A 16,655-nucleotide genomic window follows, 5' to 3' on the forward strand; every position below is an offset into this window, starting at 1 on the left:
AAAGAATATATCGACTATTACAACCATGATCGGATCAAACAAAAACTAAAGGGATTAAGCCCGGTAAATTACCGAACTCAATCCCTCGTGCTAACCTAACTAAACTGTCCAACTTTTGGGGGTCAGTTCACTAAGGCGGCTCATTCTTCAATTAGCTAAAACTCTGATCACCAAGCCTGTTTCTTGCCATCAATCCAAGTTTCTTTAACTTTGATATTACGGATTTCATCTACAGCAATTGCGCGAGGATTCTTCTCCAGAACAACTAAATCAGCCTGCTTACCCACTTCCAGACTGCCAATCTTGTCATCGGAGAACATTTCATAAGCCGGATTAATGGTGACTGCACGAATAGCCTGATCCACACTGACACGTTGATTAGGCCCAAGCACGTGACGAGCAGGCTTTTGCCATAAACGACCCGCACCTTCAGAGATGTAATTGAGAGGACCTACGTTAGAAACTGGAGAATCGCTGTGATATGCATAGCGTGCTCCAAGCTTTTGGAAGCTCGCCGATGGATCAATTCGATTAGCTCGCTCTGGCCCAATCAAATGATTATGGAAAGCCTCCCCCCAATAGTCGACATGCCCAATCGTAAATCCTGGGATAGCGCCAATTTTTACCGCCCTGCTTACCTCATCTGGAGTATTCACCGTAAAGTGCTCGATACGCAGACGGCGCTCTTTTGGATTGGGGTTGCCGGCTAATAATCTCTCATAGTTAGATAAGGTTTGATCAATTGCGCGGTCGCCATTAGCATGCACGGCCAATTGCCAGCCTTGATCAAAGTAGATTTTCATTTGCTGATAAAGGTCTTCAGTCTGATAATCCAAATTACCGCGGTTAGCAGTATTTTTTGGATAGACATATGGATCGTTTAAAGCCGCAGTTAAGCCTTGAGTAGATCCATCAGAAATAAACTTGACACCGATAAAGCGTAAACGATCATTACCCTCGTTTGGCTTTAAGCCAGTATATCCAGCGGGGATCGCTGGGCCATATAAATAACCACGTACCCGAATTGGCATGGCGTCATTTGCGAATAAAGATTGGTACAGTTTTACTTCCTGATCTAGCCCCAAGTCAAAACCAACAGTAATCTCTGCAGAGGTAGTCACACCGCTAGATGCAATGTTGTTAACAGTTTTCTTGATGGCATTTACCAAGTCTGCGATAGGTGGCTTAGGCATCTTTGCCATAAACGGCGCATAAGTTGGCGGCTCAATTAGCACACCAGTCAACTTTCCTGCTGCATCTTTGACATATACTCCGCCGCCGCCAGGATTGGGCGTGCTTTCTGTAACGCCAGCCAATTCCAATGCTTTATGGTTTACGTAACCAATATGCCCTGATTGATTAATGATAAAAATCGGCACTGTAGTGGATACCTTATCCAAAACATCCGCGTTCAACTCAGTCATAAACGGATCGGTGCGCGATGGATCAACACCAAAACCAAAAAGCCACCCTCCCGGAGGAATGCTACTCAACGCAGCTTTCATCTTTGCGCTCAATGTACCCAATGAGTCATACGGCAAATTAAAATTGGAGAGATTTAAGCCCAATACCTCAGTCATGGCTGTGCCAATGATATGAACATGAGGCTCAACAAAACCTGGCATCAAGGTTTGACCCTGAAGATCCACAACCTTAGTTGAGCTAGATTGCCATTCTTTTGTAACGACATCTTTTTTTCCTACAGCAACAATTTTTCCGTTCTGCACTGCCAATGCTTGAGCCTGCTCATTTTTTGGGTTTACCGTAAGAATGGGGCCACCATAAAATATAGTATCTGCATTTCCACCCGCAATAACTGATTGCGCAACTAGGCACATTGCTGCGAGAGCGATTCGATTGATATATCGCATTTTTTACCTTCAGAAAAGTTGGTTTAAGATGATTCTAACAGCGCAAAGTTGACCCTTAGCCACGGACTTCGCAACCCCAAATGATCTTGCCGTAAGTTGGCTTAAATTTACTGTAAGCTTTAATATAGAGGCTATAAACAGAAACCTGCGCCCCTTGATAAACCCATCTAAACCTGCCCTTCTAAAAAGTACCACCCTCAAAGGGAAGAGCATTAGTCTTTTTTCTGCTACTGCCCTCGGTATTGGTGGAATGATGGGTGCCGGGCTGTTCTCTCTGCTGGGTACCGCTAGTGCTCATGCTGGAACGCATATTCCCCTCGCCTTTTTGTTGGGGGCGATTGCCGCTTCTTTTTCGGTCTATTCATATGCTAAATTAGGAGCCACCTTCCCCAGTAGCGGAGGAGCAGCTACTTTCACAGTCATGAGTTTCGGTCCCGGCCTGATTTCAGGTGGACTCAATGTATTTCAATACATTGCCTACCTTATCGCCGCCGCACTCTACGCCGCAGGCTTTGCCGAATACTCCAATACTTTGCTAGGCGACCATTTATCCCCCGCAGAAACCAAACTCATTGGTGCCGTGATAGTGATTCTTTGTGCCGGCATTAATTTACTAGGCACTGATATCGTTGGAAGAGCTGAAATGCTTGCTATTGGATTTGTAACACTTGCACTGATCTTATTTTCTATAGATGGCATACATGTTGCGGATGTTAGTGCATTTAAGATGACCAATTGGTCGATCAATGGTATTGCGATTGCTACAGGAATTCTATACATCAATTACCAAGGCTTTGGTGTAGTAACCAACTCATCCAATGCCATGCAAGTACCCCATAAAGAGTTACCGCTAGCAATGTTCTCCGCCCTGATTTTGGTAACTATTGCGTATATATTGGTCAGCACCGCCGTGGTCCTCCTCCTTACTCCAGCCCAAATGATTATTAATAGTGGACATGTCTTAGCCGATGCCGCCCAAATAGCTGCTGGGAAGATTGGTTTTGTTGTCATTGGAGCCTCCGCCCTCCTAGCATGTGCAGCAGCACTCAACGCCACCATCTTTGCAGCTTCGAATATTGCAGCCGATATGGCGCAAAAGAATTCGGTCTCAGAGGCCTTGGGTGACGAAGTCTTAAAAACAGAGCTTCGCGCATTAACTATTTCAGCGCTGCTAGTAATTGCTTTGGTACTAGCATTTCCATTAGACGTTGTTGGAAAAATGGCAAGCCTTGCCTTTTTATTGGTCTACGCTGCCATTACTTATGGGCATATTCGCGTACGCAATCAAACAGGCGCCAAGCTTTGGCCACTCTGGGCGGCAATCATCATTAACTTGAGTTTGTTTGCCACCCTGTTTATCAATGTAATCGAGACTGCGTCAAATAGTGCAATTGCTTTAGTGGCTGCCCTGGTTGGATCTTTTGCGATTGAGGCAACATCTCGCAAATTCCTCCGAAAGAAATTAAAGCCCCATTGAACGGTGCAAAATTTTAGACTTCATCTCCGCCCACAGACTTTCAAAATCTTCAGTCTTGTCTTCTGATAGTTGTACGGGATCAAAGAGGCCGCCAAAAATAATCGAGCCCTTCTTAACCAATGTCTTATCAAACTCGCCTAAGGATATAGGCCTATCGTCCACATCTCTAGCGAGCTCAGCTGAGCAGACAATCGCATCCACATCATCCCGATCAATGACTGCAAATTCAATAAACTGTTGATTTTTTTCAACGATTACCAAAGTGCCACGCGCATAACAAACCGCCTCATGTGCTTGTACGATATACGCAAGAAATTGATTCTGCTCATCATCACTCTTCATAGGGAGATCATCAATAAAGAATAGGTATTGATCTCCCTCGCCGTGTACCAAAGTAAATACCTTTGGAACAACCCCATGACCCAATGCCAAATTACGGTAATAGGAGGAAATTTCTACTGCAAGATTTTCAGAAAATAAGTGCATGTTGATTCAGGAAGATGTTACTCTTTACGAGTTTTAATAGATTCAATAATTTTATAGAAAGAGTCGGGCTGTACTGAATTCTGACCCTTAAACGGCTGATCGGTTATCACCAACAAAGATATCAGCGCACCCATGGTGATAGGCAAGATCTTCAATCCCAAGAAGAATGAATCTGAGGGCAAGAAGAGAGTATTAATGCCCATCAAGGCAAACATACAGATCAAAATGACTATCCAAAATAAGTCCGGTAAACGGATATTGGCACGTTCGATACGCGCCTCCCTGCTCTCAGCAACCTCTTCAGATTTTTTGATGATATCTGTATACATTGCTGTTTGACGATTGGTTTGGGGTTCAATTGACATCAATTGTCTAGAAATTCCGCGCCACAACATGTGCGTCTTAGAGCTGCCCTCACCCTTTTGCAATAGAGCCCACTCGTCATTCACAATCGAGTTCATATAGTCAAATAGCTCAACACGTATAGGCGCTATAGATGGATCACCAAATCGCGTGAGTAGACGATCTAAGTTATTTATACGTCCAGCCTCTTGAGACACCAGTGTTTGCACCTCGCGAAAATTGCTTTGTGCTTGATTGAGTAAAAAACCAATCAATAATCCGCTAAGCGTGATGATGGATCCAAAAAGACCCAAACCCAATCGGGTGCTATCTTGTGTGGGCGCAAAGATCGGGATGTGTTGCAATGCACGCGGCATCACATCGAGCAAAGTAACAAAAAAGATAATCAGCAATATCAGAATTTGGATATTACTTCTTCTGTATATCCAGTTAAAGAATAGACTTTCTTTGGAAGGAGTATTCATAAGGCCTAGCTACTAATATTTTTTTGTAGAAAATGAAGCGTACGCTCCCAGGCTAACTGCGCTGCTTCTGCGTTGTACTTTAGTGGAGTCAATCCCCGCGCATCCGATTTAGGGTTTGCAAAGGCATGCTTGGTATCGTAGCGGTGAAATTCATAATCCACGCCCGCTTGTTTTAGCTTTTGCTCTAGCTTGTCGACACCAGCAATTGGAAAGAACTCATCATGCATAGCCCAGTGGCCTAACATCGGCTTGCTAATAGCATCCGCATTGACATACTCCAAAGGAGGATTGCCGTACCAAACTATAGAAGCATCGAGCTCCGGCACATTGCAAGCAGCTAAAATGGTCAGCGCACCGCCCATACAAAATCCTGTTACTGCTACCTTTGCGCTACCAGTAGCTTTTAAGTACTGAACTGCACCCCGAATATCTTGACCAGCCGCATCACCAAAGTTCAGGTCGCCCATTAGGTGCTCAGCTTCATTAGCCTCAATCGCCAACTTGCCACGATATAAATCCGGAACTAATGCACGATACCCTGCTTTAGCAAGGAGATCAGCAACCGCTTTTACCTCATCATCAAGACCCCACCACTCCTGAATAACGACCACGCCAGGAGCAGTTGCTTTATCAACTGGCTCAGCCAAGTAACCCTTTACCGCCTGTCCATCGGGTCTTTTAAATTCAATCATGAGGTCTCCTTATGTTCTTTAGTTCTTACGCTTTTTTCGCATCAGCATGAATATATCCCACAACCCAAAAAGTGAGCAAGCCACAAATGGCAGCCCCATAACCAACTAGGTTGTAATGCTCCATCCTGCCATTAGTTGTAATTGTGACCACTAGGCCCGCTACTACTGACGCTATGCCGGAAGCTAACATCTGAACTGAGCCAATTAAGCTCATAAAGGTTCCCCGAATTTTGGGCTCTACCATTTGGCTCACAATAGCCATGGCCGGAATCATTCGACCAGAAATCAAGACAAAGAAGGCGGTCTGATTAACAAGTACCACCCATAAAGGAACCGGTATTAAATTGGTTGTTACTAAGATCGGTATCAAACTAATGATGGCTAGTATGCGAAATACTTTGACCTTGCCATATTTATCCGCCATGTGTCCAATAAATCTAGAGCTCATCAAAGTCGCCAAACCACCACAAAGATAGATCAGGGAAATGTAGGAATTTTCGATCCCAACGTTAGCGGTGAGATAGAGAGCAATATAAGGAATGACAGTAAATCCAGTCAGCATAATTAGCCCCACAAACAGAAAGGCGCGTAGATGACGATGGGCAACAAAGACTTCGTAGATTTGCTGGAAGCGGCTACCCTCATGAACGTGATGCAAGTGGCCAGAAATTTTCGGGATATTGCGATATGCCAGATAAAGAATCAGGGTAGATATCAGACCAATAAACATAAATGGCGCACGCCAACCCAGTGAGGTGATATGGTTTGCCAAAAATAAACTTAATGGAACACCTGCAACAGTTGAAACCGAGAAAGCGGCCATGACCGTTCCCAAAGCTTTGCCTCTCCGCTCGAACGGAATGGCATCCGCCACAATAGTTTGCACTAATGATCCCAAGATTCCGCCAAAGGCACCAGCGCATGCGCGAGCAATAAATAACGCATGATAATTTGGCGCAAAGCCACACACCACGGTGGCAATAATGAAGCAGACATACAAACCCAATAACAGCTGTCTGCGCTCAAAGCGATCTATATAGTAGGTTGCAAATACGCCAGCAATTGCTGCAGCAAAAGTATAGGAGGATAGCAACAATCCAAATTGATGCGTATTAATGGAAAGCGCTGCAATGAACTGAGGCCCAAGCGGCATCATGATCATAAAATCGAGGATATGCGTGAATTGAATGCCAGCCAAGGCAAGCAAAAAGAATCTCTCTTGCTGAGGGGTGCGAACTAAACTCAAAGTAGACTCAACAGTGCAAATTAGGGGACAAGAGAGCATTATCCTCTCTAGCGCACGGATCTGCTTTGGGGTAGGATTATGGCTATATTGCCTACTAACCTATTTCTGAATGGAAATTATGGCCTTGCCAGTTTTACCAGCCACTACAACAGCCGTCTCGCTTACCTTTGTTTTTATGGACCTCTTTGTTGGGGTAACAGGCTTAATACTGATATTGATATTCCATGGCAGCGGCTTGAATCACATGGTCATGCGTTTTGAGCGCATTACTAAGGCAAATCTAGATCGCAATCAATATGATCGGATCTTTTTTCACTTCTACGTAGCCTTCATTATTATTGCCTTGATTCATATTTGCGAGATCTTCATTTGGGCTGCCATGCTCTTTTGGTTGGATCTAATCCCTAGCGGGGTAAATGCCATTCTGTTTGCTGGCAGCTGCTATACGACTGTGGGTTTTATATCCGACATTCTTCCTTATGGCTGGAAAACGATGGCCTTCTTTATTGCCTTTTCGGGCCTTTTTTCAATTGCCTGGACCACCTCTACAATGATTGGAATGACAGGCATCTACAGACAGGCTTGGAATCTAAAGTATTTAAGACGTTATAAATAACTTTAAATAAAAACCCGAAAAACAGTCATTTTTAGGGTTAATTTATGCTCTTTAAGCGCAAAATTCGCATTTTTCAGAAGTTAAGAAACCACCTTAAGGCTTGATATAGTAACCATAAACACATCGATTTCCACCTCTTGAGGGGTCATGCGTATCGTAAATTATCCCATTCACCACAGCAGTCAGATGCTTTGAGACCTTCACAATTAAGACCCCTGCAGGAAGCTCGCCTAACCTTAGGTGAACCTTGCAGCCAGCACCTATTTCCATCGTAGGCACCCATCGAAAACCCAGACTAATAATGTAGTCATGAAAGACATTGCGATGATTCCCGTTCCTAGGAGATGAACCTTTGACATTAAGCCTTTTAGCAAGGCGGTCATTTTTCAGCTGGGCGTAACTCTCATTTGCCAGTCTTAAATCCTCATAGACCTGCATATAAGGCAGGCTTGCGGCAATCGCAATGGATCTCACAACGCAATCTCCTGCGCCGCCTTTAAAGCCAGCCGCCTCCCTGCCACCATCATTCAATTGAAATGGAAACTGGGAAGATCTAGAGAAGGGGTTTAGAAATCCAAACATTTGACTGTACCCAATAAAAAATGGATTTGCTTTATGGGCAAATCCATTTTGACTTAAAGCGTCGGCTAAATTACTTAGCGTGTGCCTTCTTTACCTCTAGGCGCCATGCATGCAACAAAGGTTCTGTGTAGCCATTAGGCTGCTCAAGTCCTTTGAAAATCAGGTCACTCGCCGCTTTATAGGCATATGAATCTTGGTAGTTAGGCATCATTGGCTGATACAAAGAATCACCAGCATTTTGACCATCAACCACTTTAGCCATACGTTGCAAGCTCTCGTTGACCTGATCAGCAGTCACAATACCATTGAGCAACCAGTTAGCGATGTGCTGGCTAGAGATACGTAAGGTAGCACGATCTTCCATCAAGCCTACGTTATGAATATCAGGAACCTTAGAGCAACCAACACCTTGATCAATCCAGCGAACCACATAACCCAAGATACCTTGGCAGTTGTTATCTAATTCTTGCTGAATCTCTTCCTTAGACCAGTTAGCATTCTCAACCACTGGAATAGTCAACAAGTCGTTAATTAACGCTTCAGCTTCAGCAGCTGTATCGAGCTTTTCCATTTCTTTTTGGAGTTCAGCTACGTTTACTTGATGATAGTGAAGCGCATGTAAGGTTGCTGCCGTTGGTGATGGTACCCAAGCAGTATTTGCACCCGCTTTAGGGTGAACAATCTTCTGCTCAACCATGGCCTTCATCATGTCTGGCATTGCCCACATACCTTTACCAATTTGAGCACGGCCACGCAAGCCACAATCTAATCCTGCAAATACGTTACGACGCTCGTAAGCGGATAACCACTTGCTGGTTTTCATATCACCTTTGCGCATCATTGGACCCGCATACATTGCTGTGTGCATTTCATCACCAGTACGATCTAGAAAGCCAGTATTGATGAAGGCTACGCGCGCACCGGCAGCAGCAATAGCTGCTTTGATATTCGCACTCATACGACGCTCTTCATCCATGATGCCCAGTTTCACCGTATCTGCTGGTAAGCCGAGTAATTTCTCAACACGCCCAAAGAGCTCGCCTGCAAAAGCCACTTCTTCTGGGCTGTGCATTTTTGGCTTGACGATATAAACAGAACCCTTACGAGTATTACCAATGGCTTGGCTTGCTGGACGATTGATGTCGTATAGAGCAATCAATACAGTCACTACTGCATCTAAGATACCTTCGTAGATTTCTTTTCCTTCACCAGTAATGATGGCTGGGTTTGTCATTAAATGACCAACGTTACGAAGGAACAAGAGTGAACGGCCATGCAAAGTTACCACGCCATCTTTTGCATCAACAGCACCGATACCGGCCTTGTACTTACGATCTGGGTTTAGTGAGCGAGTAATCGTCTTGTCGCCCTTCTTCACCTCTTCAACCAAAGTGCCTTTTAAGATACCTAGCCAGTTTTCATAAGCAAGAACCTTGTCGTCACCGTCAACGGCAGCAATCGAGTCTTCCAAATCCAAAATAGTAGAGAGTGCAGCCTCAAGCACAACATCATTAATGCCAGCAGGATCGCTAGCACCAATCGTTTTGGTCTTATTGATTTCAATATCAATATGAACACCGTTATGACGCAACAAGATAGAGCTTGGAGCTGCTACCTCACCTTGGTAACCAACAAATTGCTTCTCGTCCGCCAAACCTGTTGTAGTGCCGTCTTTTAATTTAACGGACAGCTTATTGCCATCAACAGAGTAAGCAACTGAATCACGGTGTGAGCCCTTAGCCAAAGGCGCAGCCTGATCCAAGAAATTGCGAGCGTATGCAACTACTTTTGCACCACGAATTGGGTTGTAAGCGCCAGCCTTAGTAGCGCCATCTTCTTCTGAGAGAACATCGGTACCGTAGAGGGCATCGTACAAAGAGCCCCAACGTGCATTAGCAGCATTCAAGGCATAACGCGCATTGAGTACTGGAACGACTAATTGAGGACCCGCTTGCAGAGCCAACTCATCATCTACATTCTTGGTGGTTGCAGTAATTTTTCCTGGCACATCAACTAAGTAGTCGATCTCTTTCAAAAACTTGCGGTACGCAGGCATATCCTTGATTGGGCCTGGATTGGCTTGGTGCCATTTGTCCAAATCCAACTGAATGCGGTCGCGCTTTGCGAGCAAGGCATCATTTTTTGGTGTGAGGTCTTTAACGATCCCATCAAAACCTTTCCAAAAATCGGCACTCTTAATACCGGTACCTGGAAGCACTTTGTCTTCGATGAATCGATATAAGGGAGTTGCCACCTGGAGGCTATTGCAAGTAGTGCGCGCAGTCATGTTGTGAACCTTTGTCTCTAAAGCGAAAGTTAATAAATATGGTTAATTAAATATTTTCCATTAATCCTGGAAAGGATGCTGGAGGAGAATGGTTTCGTCACGCTCTGGGCCTGTAGATACCATTGCAATCGGCTTACCAGCCACTTCCTCGATACGACGCAGGAACTTCTGGGCTTCGGCGGGCAACTTATCCCACTCGCGAATACCGAAAGTTGTACCCTTCCAGCCCGAGAAATCCTCATAAATTGGCTCGCAACGGGCAACTGATTCTGCACCACGCGGCAACACATCCAACTTCTTGCCATCAAGGTTATACCCAACGCACAAGCGAATGGTTTCAAAGCCATCAAGGACATCTAACTTAGTAATACAAAGACCAGATAGGCCGTTGATCTGAATCGAGCGCTTCAATGCAGCAGCATCTAGCCAGCCAGTACGACGTGGGCGGCCAGTGACAGAACCAAATTCTTTACCCACTTCAGCCAAACGCACGCCAATCGGATCTTGTCTTACTGGATTGTCATGGTCATACAGTTCACTCGGGAATGGGCCAGCGCCAACGCGTGTGCAGTAAGCCTTCGTAATACCTAAAATGTATTGCAAGGAGTCTGGGCCAACGCCTGAACCAGCAGCAGCATTACCTGCTACACAGTTACTGGAGGTTACATAGGGATAGGTGCCGTGATCGATATCGAGCAATGTGCCCTGGGCACCTTCAAATAACAAGTTTTGACCAGATTGCTCGGCGGCATACAAAGCACTGGATACATCCACCACCATTGGCTTGAGACGCTCTGCATAAGACATCGCTTCGGCTAAAGTCTTCTCATAGCTGACTGGCTCAGCACCATAGTAATTCGTGAGCATGAAATTGTGATATTCCAAGTTCTCACGCAACTGCTCAGCAAATTTTTCTGGGTAGAACAAGTCTTGCACACGCAAAGCACGGCGAGCTACTTTATCTTCATACGCAGGTCCGATGCCACGACCAGTTGTGCCAATCTTTGCCTCACCGCGCTTTTTCTCGCGAGCATGGTCAATAGCTACGTGATAAGGCAGAATTAAAGTGGTTGCTTCAGAAATTTTGAGACGGGACTGAACATCTAAACCAGCAGCCTCGAGCTCACCGATCTCCTTAAAAAGCGCCTCTGGTGAAAGCACCACGCCATTACCGATATAGCAAATCACATTTTTATGCATGATTCCGGAAGGAATCAAACGCAGAATGGTCTTCTTGTCGCCGATGATTAAGGTATGGCCAGCGTTGTGTCCACCTTGAAAGCGAACCACTGCTTGTGCATGGTCAGTCAACCAATCCACTACCTTACCCTTGCCTTCATCACCCCACTGAGTGCCAATGACAACTACGTTACGACCTTTGGTTTGCTGCTTTGAAGACATAATGAAATCCAAAAAGATAATTACAAAATAAGTTAATTGTTTACTGCTTTATTTGTTCGATGCTTTATTAATTCGCTGCATTAATTCAATTTTTTACTACTTCTTCTTTACTTCCCAAGAGCTGCCTTGCCTCACAAGCTCGCGGTCACATTCATATTCGGCAGATTCTAATTTCAAACCTGTTGGAGCCTGGATAACCACTTCACCAGACTCGCGCAATGTTGCGATGGCTTGACTCAGGGCAGCATCCTCTATCCAAGGAGCAATAATTGCCGTCTTACGCACATTCAATGGTGACAAGTTTGCTAGAGTCAAAAGATCTAATGAGAACCCAGTTGCAGGACGAGGGCGACCAAAGGCCTGACCCACATGATCGTATCGACCACCTCTGGCAATAGGCTGAGGCAACTGATCTATATAAGCCGCGAACATCACACCACTGTGATATTGATAGCCACGAAGATCGGCCAAATCAATACTGAGCTCTAAGTTGACAGATAACTTCGCTGCAGCTGAAACTAAACGCTCCAGATCTGCCAAAGCCTGATCAATTGCTACGTGCTTAGGCAAGTCTTTCTTAGCCTTTGCCAACACTTCAGCACAAGGGCCATTTAACTCAGTCAAGGCCATCAGCGCTTTAGCAACATTCGCAGGTAAACACGCCGCCCACTGACTTAAGCGAGGGCGATCTTTACTTTGCAACAACCCATACAAGGTCTCAATGGTTTCTTTATCTAAGTTCTGACCATCTAAGATGCCAGTCAAAATGCCGGCATGGGATAAATCCAGATAGACTTTCTTTAAACCCGCAACTGAAAGCGTTTTGAGCAATAAGGTAATAGCTTCTAGATCAGCTTCCCAAGTCGCACAACCATAAATTTCGGCGCCCAACTGCAACTCTTCGCGCGCTGAGCTCCCAACTGGTGTGCGAGCGTGCGCAACAGATCCGGCATAGCAAAGGCGAGTAACGCCATCACGATTTAAGAGGTGCGCATCAATACGGGCTACTTGAGGGGTTATATCAGCACGCAGGCCTAAAGTACGACCAGAGAGTTGATCCACTAATTTAAAGGTCTGCAGATTAAGATCGGAACCAGTACCGGTCAATAGGGAATCTAAAAACTCCAGAATCGGAGGCGCAACCAACTCATAGCCATAGGATTGATACAAATCCAAAATGGCACGACGCAATGACTCCACTTTGCGAGCCTGCGCAGGCAAAACGTCTGCAATATCTTCAGGAAGTAACCAGCGATTCATGGTATGGACTATTCGCTTTCTTATTTTTTGTGCAGGAACTTGAAGAACTCGCCATTTGGCTCAACCACCATAATGTCCTTCTTGTCCTTGAAAGAACTTCTATAGGCCTCTAGGCTTTGATAGAACTGGGCAAACTGAGGATCGCGCCCAAATGCTTCTGCATAGAGTGCTGTTGCTTTAGCATCGCCAGCGCCTTTAATCTTTTGGGCATCGCGATAGGCTTCTGCCAAGATCGTATCGCGTTGACGCTCTGCATTCGCACGAATCTTGTCGGACTCTGCAGCACCAGTGGAGCGGAGCTCATTCGCTACACGCTTACGCTCTGCTTCCATACGGCGATAAACAGAATCACTAATTTCCGCTAAGAGATCAACACGCTTCAAGCGCACATCAACAATCTCTACACCGATATCAGCAGCATCATCAGCGACTTTTTTACGAATACCCTGCATCACCTCTTCACGCTGATCAGAAATCAACTCACGCACAGTGCGTTTGGTGAACTCTTCATTTAGTGCCGATCGAACTAACTGGGTTAAGCGGTCTTCAGCCAGACGCTCATCACCTTTAAAGCTAATAAAGAACTTCCGTGGATCAACAATGCGCCACTTCACATAAGAATCTACTAATAAGTTTTTCTTCTCGGCAGTAATAAAACGCTCTGCTTCTGGATTATCGATTGTCAAAATGCGGCGATCGAAGAAGCGCACGTTTTCAAATGGCGCTGGAAACTTTATTTGTATGCCCGGCTTCTCAATCACGCGAACAATCTGTCCAAATGAGAACACCACAGCGAACTGACGTTGATCCACGACAAAAATACTAGAAGACAGAACATAAATCAGCGCAATAAAGCTAATACCTGCAGCGATTAAACGATTGGCATTCATTATCTGGACTCCCGATCACGACTACGGAGACCATCACGTTTATCGGTAGAGTTATTCACAGCTGACGCTGGGGTTGCAGGAGTGGCACTGGAAGTTGGGGCTGGTGTATTTACTCCAGTGGCACCACCAACCGTCACGCTACCAGTTGGAGTGTTGGTACCAGACTGATTTGTCTGTGTATTTGCCGCTTGAGCACTTTCAGCACTCACCTGTGCAACGATCTTATCAAGCGGGAGATATAAAAGACTATTGCTCTTGGTGGTATCAACCAAGATTTTGGTCACGTTGCTATACATCTCACGCATGCTATCGATATACATGCGATCACGCGTTACTTGTGGCGCCTTTGCGTACTCCACCAAAATTTGCTTAAAGCGCGTGGCATCACCCTCTGCAGTAGCAACTACACGAGCCTTGTAGCCCTCAGCCTCCTGAATCAGACGGGCTGCAGTACCTTTGGCGCGCGGAATAACGTCATTAGCGTAAGCCTGGCCCTCACTCTTCAAGCGCTCCTGGTCTTGACCCGCTTTGACTGCATCGTCAAACGCTGCTTGAACTTGTTCAGGCGGTTGAACGTTTTGCACAGTCACACTGGTCACATATATGCCCGTTTTGTAGCTATCCAAAATCTTCTGAATTGAGCTGGCTAAATCAATACCAATCTTTTCGCGCCCCTCATACAGCACGGTATCCATTTTGCTGCGGGCAACAATCTCCCGTACTGCAGTTTCTGCCGCTTGCACAACTGCAGTATCAGGATCACGATTATTAAATAAATAATCCGTAGGATCCTTGAGGCGGTATTGCACAGCAAAGCGCACATCGATGATGTTTTCATCTTCTGTGAGCATGGAGGAATCTTTTTGATTGGTAGCTTTGATCAACACAGGGCGACCGACCTCTACCGAGCGAACGCCTGAGAGATTGACAGTCTCTTCAGCCTGAATCGGCCAAGGCATATGCCAATTAATACCCGGCTTAGCGGTGTAATCGTATTTACCAAAAGTCAGAATAACGCCGGCCTGCCCTTCTTGAATAATGAAGAAGCCGCTGCAGATCCACACAAAGAAGACCAGCGCCCCAGCAACCAGAATGCTTGCTTTCGATCCAAATGGATTGCTGAAATTAAAGTTAGGCTTATTGATGCCGCCACCACCGTTACCTCCATTTCCGCGTTGTGAAGGCGGAGGAATATCAGTGCTGCTTGGTTTATTCGTTGGCTTACTAGCAGGACCGCCTGTTACGCCAGGTATTTTCTTGCCGCCAAAGATGCCAGCAATTCTGTCGTTGAAGTCGCGCCATAGCTCGTCCAAGTCTGGCGGGCCATCTGGCTTAGTTGGCTGATTCGTTGGCTGAGTTTCTACCGGTTTATTGGTTTCTGGATCCGCCTTGGGAGCTTGTTCATTTCCCTGCCCATCTTTGGCATCTTTGGATCCACCGGAATTGTGGCTATTGCCCCAACCTGGATCATTGACCGAAAACAGGTCGAGAAATTTACGCATCATTTGAAAAATAGCTTCGCTTGGCAATCGGATTAAATTCAGAAGTTTCTGGTCGTTCGGGTAAAGGCTCTAAAAACTCATCCGGGGCCAATTGCTTCTTGGCACGGTTGTGCTCGACCCTTATTCTATCAGTCATTTGGGAGCATTCGGCCAAGGCTGAACGGAGTAAATCAAGGCCCAAGCCCGTCTTGGCCGACAGGAAAACCTGGCTCGGAATGCCCTCCCCATCCCGCTCTAAAACAGCCCCACGGGTAAAGGTTTGAGGCATCTGGTCGATCTTATTCATAACCTCGATACGGGGGATGTCGTCAGCCCCGATCTCCTCCAAAACCGCCTCAACTTCCGCTTTTTGCTCCCTAGCTACAGGGCTACAGGCGTCAATCACATGCAAAATCAGGTCGGCATGGATGGTTTCATCCAAAGTAGCCCTAAAAGCCTCCACTAACTGGTGAGGCAAATCCCGGATAAATCCAACCGTGTCAGAGACAACAATGGAACCAAACCCCTCCAAATGGACCCTTCTAGAGGTGGTATCCAGGGTGGCAAATAACTGATCAGCAGCATAAGTTCCGGCTTTGGTTAGGGCATTAAATAAGGTCGATTTACCAGCATTGGTATACCCAACCAAGGAGACTGAAAACACATCTCTACGATTTCGGGAACGTCTTTGGGTTCTTTGCTGACGCTGCAGTTTTTCAAGCTCATTTTCCAAGCGCTTCGCTTTAGTGGCCAACATCCGTCGATCTAACTCCATCTGCGTCTCACCAGGGCCGCCACGCACACCAATACCACCACGTTGACGCTCTAAGTGACTCCAAGCTCTCACTAAGCGTGACATGCGATAGCGGACTTGTGCAAGCTCAACTTGAGTCTTACCAATATGACTTTGCGCTCTTTGACTAAAGATATCCAAAATCAAGCCCGTGCGATCCATCACATGAAAGCCAATGTGACGCTCTAAATTACGTTGCTGAGTTGGGGATAGCGGGTGATTAAAGATGGCAAGCTCTGCGCCTTGCTCCTCCATCACCCTCTTGAGTTCGTTAGCTTTGCCCGAACCGATAAACAAGGCAGGGTCGGTCTTGCCTTTACGTGCAATAACACTGGCTGCAGGGATAGAGCCGGCGCTGTCAGCCAAAAGACTGAGCTCAGCCATGCTATCCGCAAAATCCTCGCGTCCTGTATCTACTCCAACCAGAACGGCGCGTGCCGCATCTACTCCAGTTTTATACAGGGCTAGCTTCTTCCAAACGGAAATCAATCGCACGAGCAGGAACGATCGTGGAGATTGCATGTTTGTAAACCATCTGTGTCACGGTATTGCGCAAGAGGACAACATATTGATCAAAAGATTCAATATTGCCCTGTAACTTAATACCGTTTACAAGATAGATCGAAACAGGAACATGCTCTTTGCGCAAAGCATTGAGAAAAGGATCCTGAAGTAATTGAATTTTGTTGGGGTTGCTATTACTCATACTGCTCCTTAATTATTTTTTGCTTAATTACTTTTTTTGG

General features: G+C 45.8%; 16 protein-coding genes. 3 read left to right on the top strand and 13 right to left on the bottom strand.

Features of this window, described 5'->3' with window-relative positions:
- Nucleotides 1-99, top strand: a 99-nt coding sequence (locus ICN40_RS02910) for an IS3 family transposase (protein WP_216242455.1), incomplete at its 5' end; no start/stop codon positions are given.
- 68 nt (nucleotides 100-167) lie between these two features.
- On the opposite strand, the gene ICN40_RS02915 is transcribed toward ICN40_RS02910, so the two are convergent.
- On the bottom strand, nucleotides 168-1,871 hold the full coding sequence (locus ICN40_RS02915; protein ID WP_216242086.1) for an amidohydrolase: 1,704 nt from the start codon (nucleotides 1,869-1,871) through the stop codon (nucleotides 168-170).
- Between the two features lie 154 nt (nucleotides 1,872-2,025).
- Between ICN40_RS02915 and ICN40_RS02920 the strand changes: the two genes are divergently transcribed.
- A complete protein-coding gene (locus ICN40_RS02920) occupies nucleotides 2,026-3,348 on the top strand; it encodes an APC family permease (protein ID WP_216242088.1) in 1,323 nt (440 codons plus the stop codon).
- On the opposite strand, the gene ICN40_RS02925 is transcribed toward ICN40_RS02920, so the two are convergent.
- Genes ICN40_RS02925 through ICN40_RS02940 form a run of 4 tightly spaced genes read right to left on the bottom strand, consistent with a single transcriptional unit; the run spans nucleotide 3,334 to nucleotide 6,599 of the window.
- Nucleotides 3,334-3,834 carry a hypothetical protein gene (locus ICN40_RS02925; RefSeq protein WP_216156977.1) on the bottom strand — a complete coding sequence of 167 codons (501 nt, stop codon included), beginning with the start codon at nucleotides 3,832-3,834 and terminating at the stop codon, nucleotides 3,334-3,336. The genes ICN40_RS02920 and ICN40_RS02925 overlap by 15 nt on opposite strands.
- Nucleotides 3,835-3,851: 17 nt before the next feature.
- Complete coding sequence (locus ICN40_RS02930) at nucleotides 3,852-4,661, bottom strand: DUF4239 domain-containing protein (RefSeq protein ID WP_072582183.1); 810 nt, start codon at nucleotides 4,659-4,661, stop codon at nucleotides 3,852-3,854.
- 5 nt (nucleotides 4,662-4,666) lie between these two features.
- Nucleotides 4,667-5,353, bottom strand: coding sequence for a dienelactone hydrolase family protein (locus tag ICN40_RS02935; RefSeq protein ID WP_216242090.1), 687 nt, complete (start codon nucleotides 5,351-5,353; stop codon nucleotides 4,667-4,669).
- Between the two features lie 25 nt (nucleotides 5,354-5,378).
- Nucleotides 5,379-6,599: an MFS transporter gene (locus tag ICN40_RS02940; RefSeq protein ID WP_255538615.1), complete on the bottom strand. Its 1,221-nt coding sequence runs from the start codon at nucleotides 6,597-6,599 to the stop codon at nucleotides 5,379-5,381.
- A gap of 109 nt (nucleotides 6,600-6,708) precedes the next feature.
- Here ICN40_RS02940 and ICN40_RS02945 point away from each other — a divergent pair, with 109 nt between their 5' ends.
- Nucleotides 6,709-7,215: a hypothetical protein gene (locus ICN40_RS02945; protein WP_083564199.1), complete on the top strand. Its 507-nt coding sequence runs from the start codon at nucleotides 6,709-6,711 to the stop codon at nucleotides 7,213-7,215.
- Nucleotides 7,216-7,308: 93 nt separating this feature from the next.
- On the opposite strand, the gene ICN40_RS02950 is transcribed toward ICN40_RS02945, so the two are convergent.
- The 8 genes from ICN40_RS02950 to hfq form a co-directional block, all read right to left on the bottom strand.
- A complete protein-coding gene (locus ICN40_RS02950; RefSeq protein ID WP_072582180.1) occupies nucleotides 7,309-7,797 on the bottom strand; it encodes a hypothetical protein in 489 nt (162 codons plus the stop codon).
- 70 nt (nucleotides 7,798-7,867) lie between these two features.
- Nucleotides 7,868-10,084 carry a malate synthase G gene (locus ICN40_RS02955; protein ID WP_216242092.1) on the bottom strand — a complete coding sequence of 739 codons (2,217 nt, stop codon included), beginning with the start codon at nucleotides 10,082-10,084 and terminating at the stop codon, nucleotides 7,868-7,870.
- A gap of 60 nt (nucleotides 10,085-10,144) precedes the next feature.
- Nucleotides 10,145-11,485: an adenylosuccinate synthase gene (locus ICN40_RS02960; RefSeq protein WP_072582178.1), complete on the bottom strand. Its 1,341-nt coding sequence runs from the start codon at nucleotides 11,483-11,485 to the stop codon at nucleotides 10,145-10,147.
- Nucleotides 11,486-11,581: 96 nt separating this feature from the next.
- On the bottom strand, nucleotides 11,582-12,745 hold the full coding sequence (locus ICN40_RS02965; RefSeq protein ID WP_216242095.1) for an ATP phosphoribosyltransferase regulatory subunit: 1,164 nt from the start codon (nucleotides 12,743-12,745) through the stop codon (nucleotides 11,582-11,584).
- Nucleotides 12,746-12,765: 20 nt separating this feature from the next.
- A complete protein-coding gene (gene hflC, locus ICN40_RS02970; RefSeq protein ID WP_216242097.1) occupies nucleotides 12,766-13,635 on the bottom strand; it encodes a protease modulator HflC in 870 nt (289 codons plus the stop codon).
- Nucleotides 13,635-15,140, bottom strand: a complete 1,506-nt coding sequence (gene hflK, locus ICN40_RS02975) for an FtsH protease activity modulator HflK (protein ID WP_216242099.1) — start codon at nucleotides 15,138-15,140, stop codon at nucleotides 13,635-13,637. The genes hflC and hflK overlap by 1 nt, the downstream gene beginning before the upstream one ends.
- On the bottom strand, nucleotides 15,130-16,404 hold the full coding sequence (gene hflX, locus ICN40_RS02980) for a GTPase HflX (RefSeq protein ID WP_308281761.1): 1,275 nt from the start codon (nucleotides 16,402-16,404) through the stop codon (nucleotides 15,130-15,132). The genes hflK and hflX overlap by 11 nt, the downstream gene beginning before the upstream one ends.
- Nucleotides 16,364-16,615: an RNA chaperone Hfq gene (hfq, locus tag ICN40_RS02985; RefSeq protein ID WP_072582173.1), complete on the bottom strand. Its 252-nt coding sequence runs from the start codon at nucleotides 16,613-16,615 to the stop codon at nucleotides 16,364-16,366. Before hfq ends, hflX begins: the two co-directional genes overlap by 41 nt.
- Nucleotides 16,616-16,655: the final 40 nt, after the last annotated feature.

Source organism: Polynucleobacter sp. Fuers-14 (assembly GCF_018882045.1).
GTDB lineage: Bacteria > Pseudomonadota > Gammaproteobacteria > Burkholderiales > Burkholderiaceae > Polynucleobacter.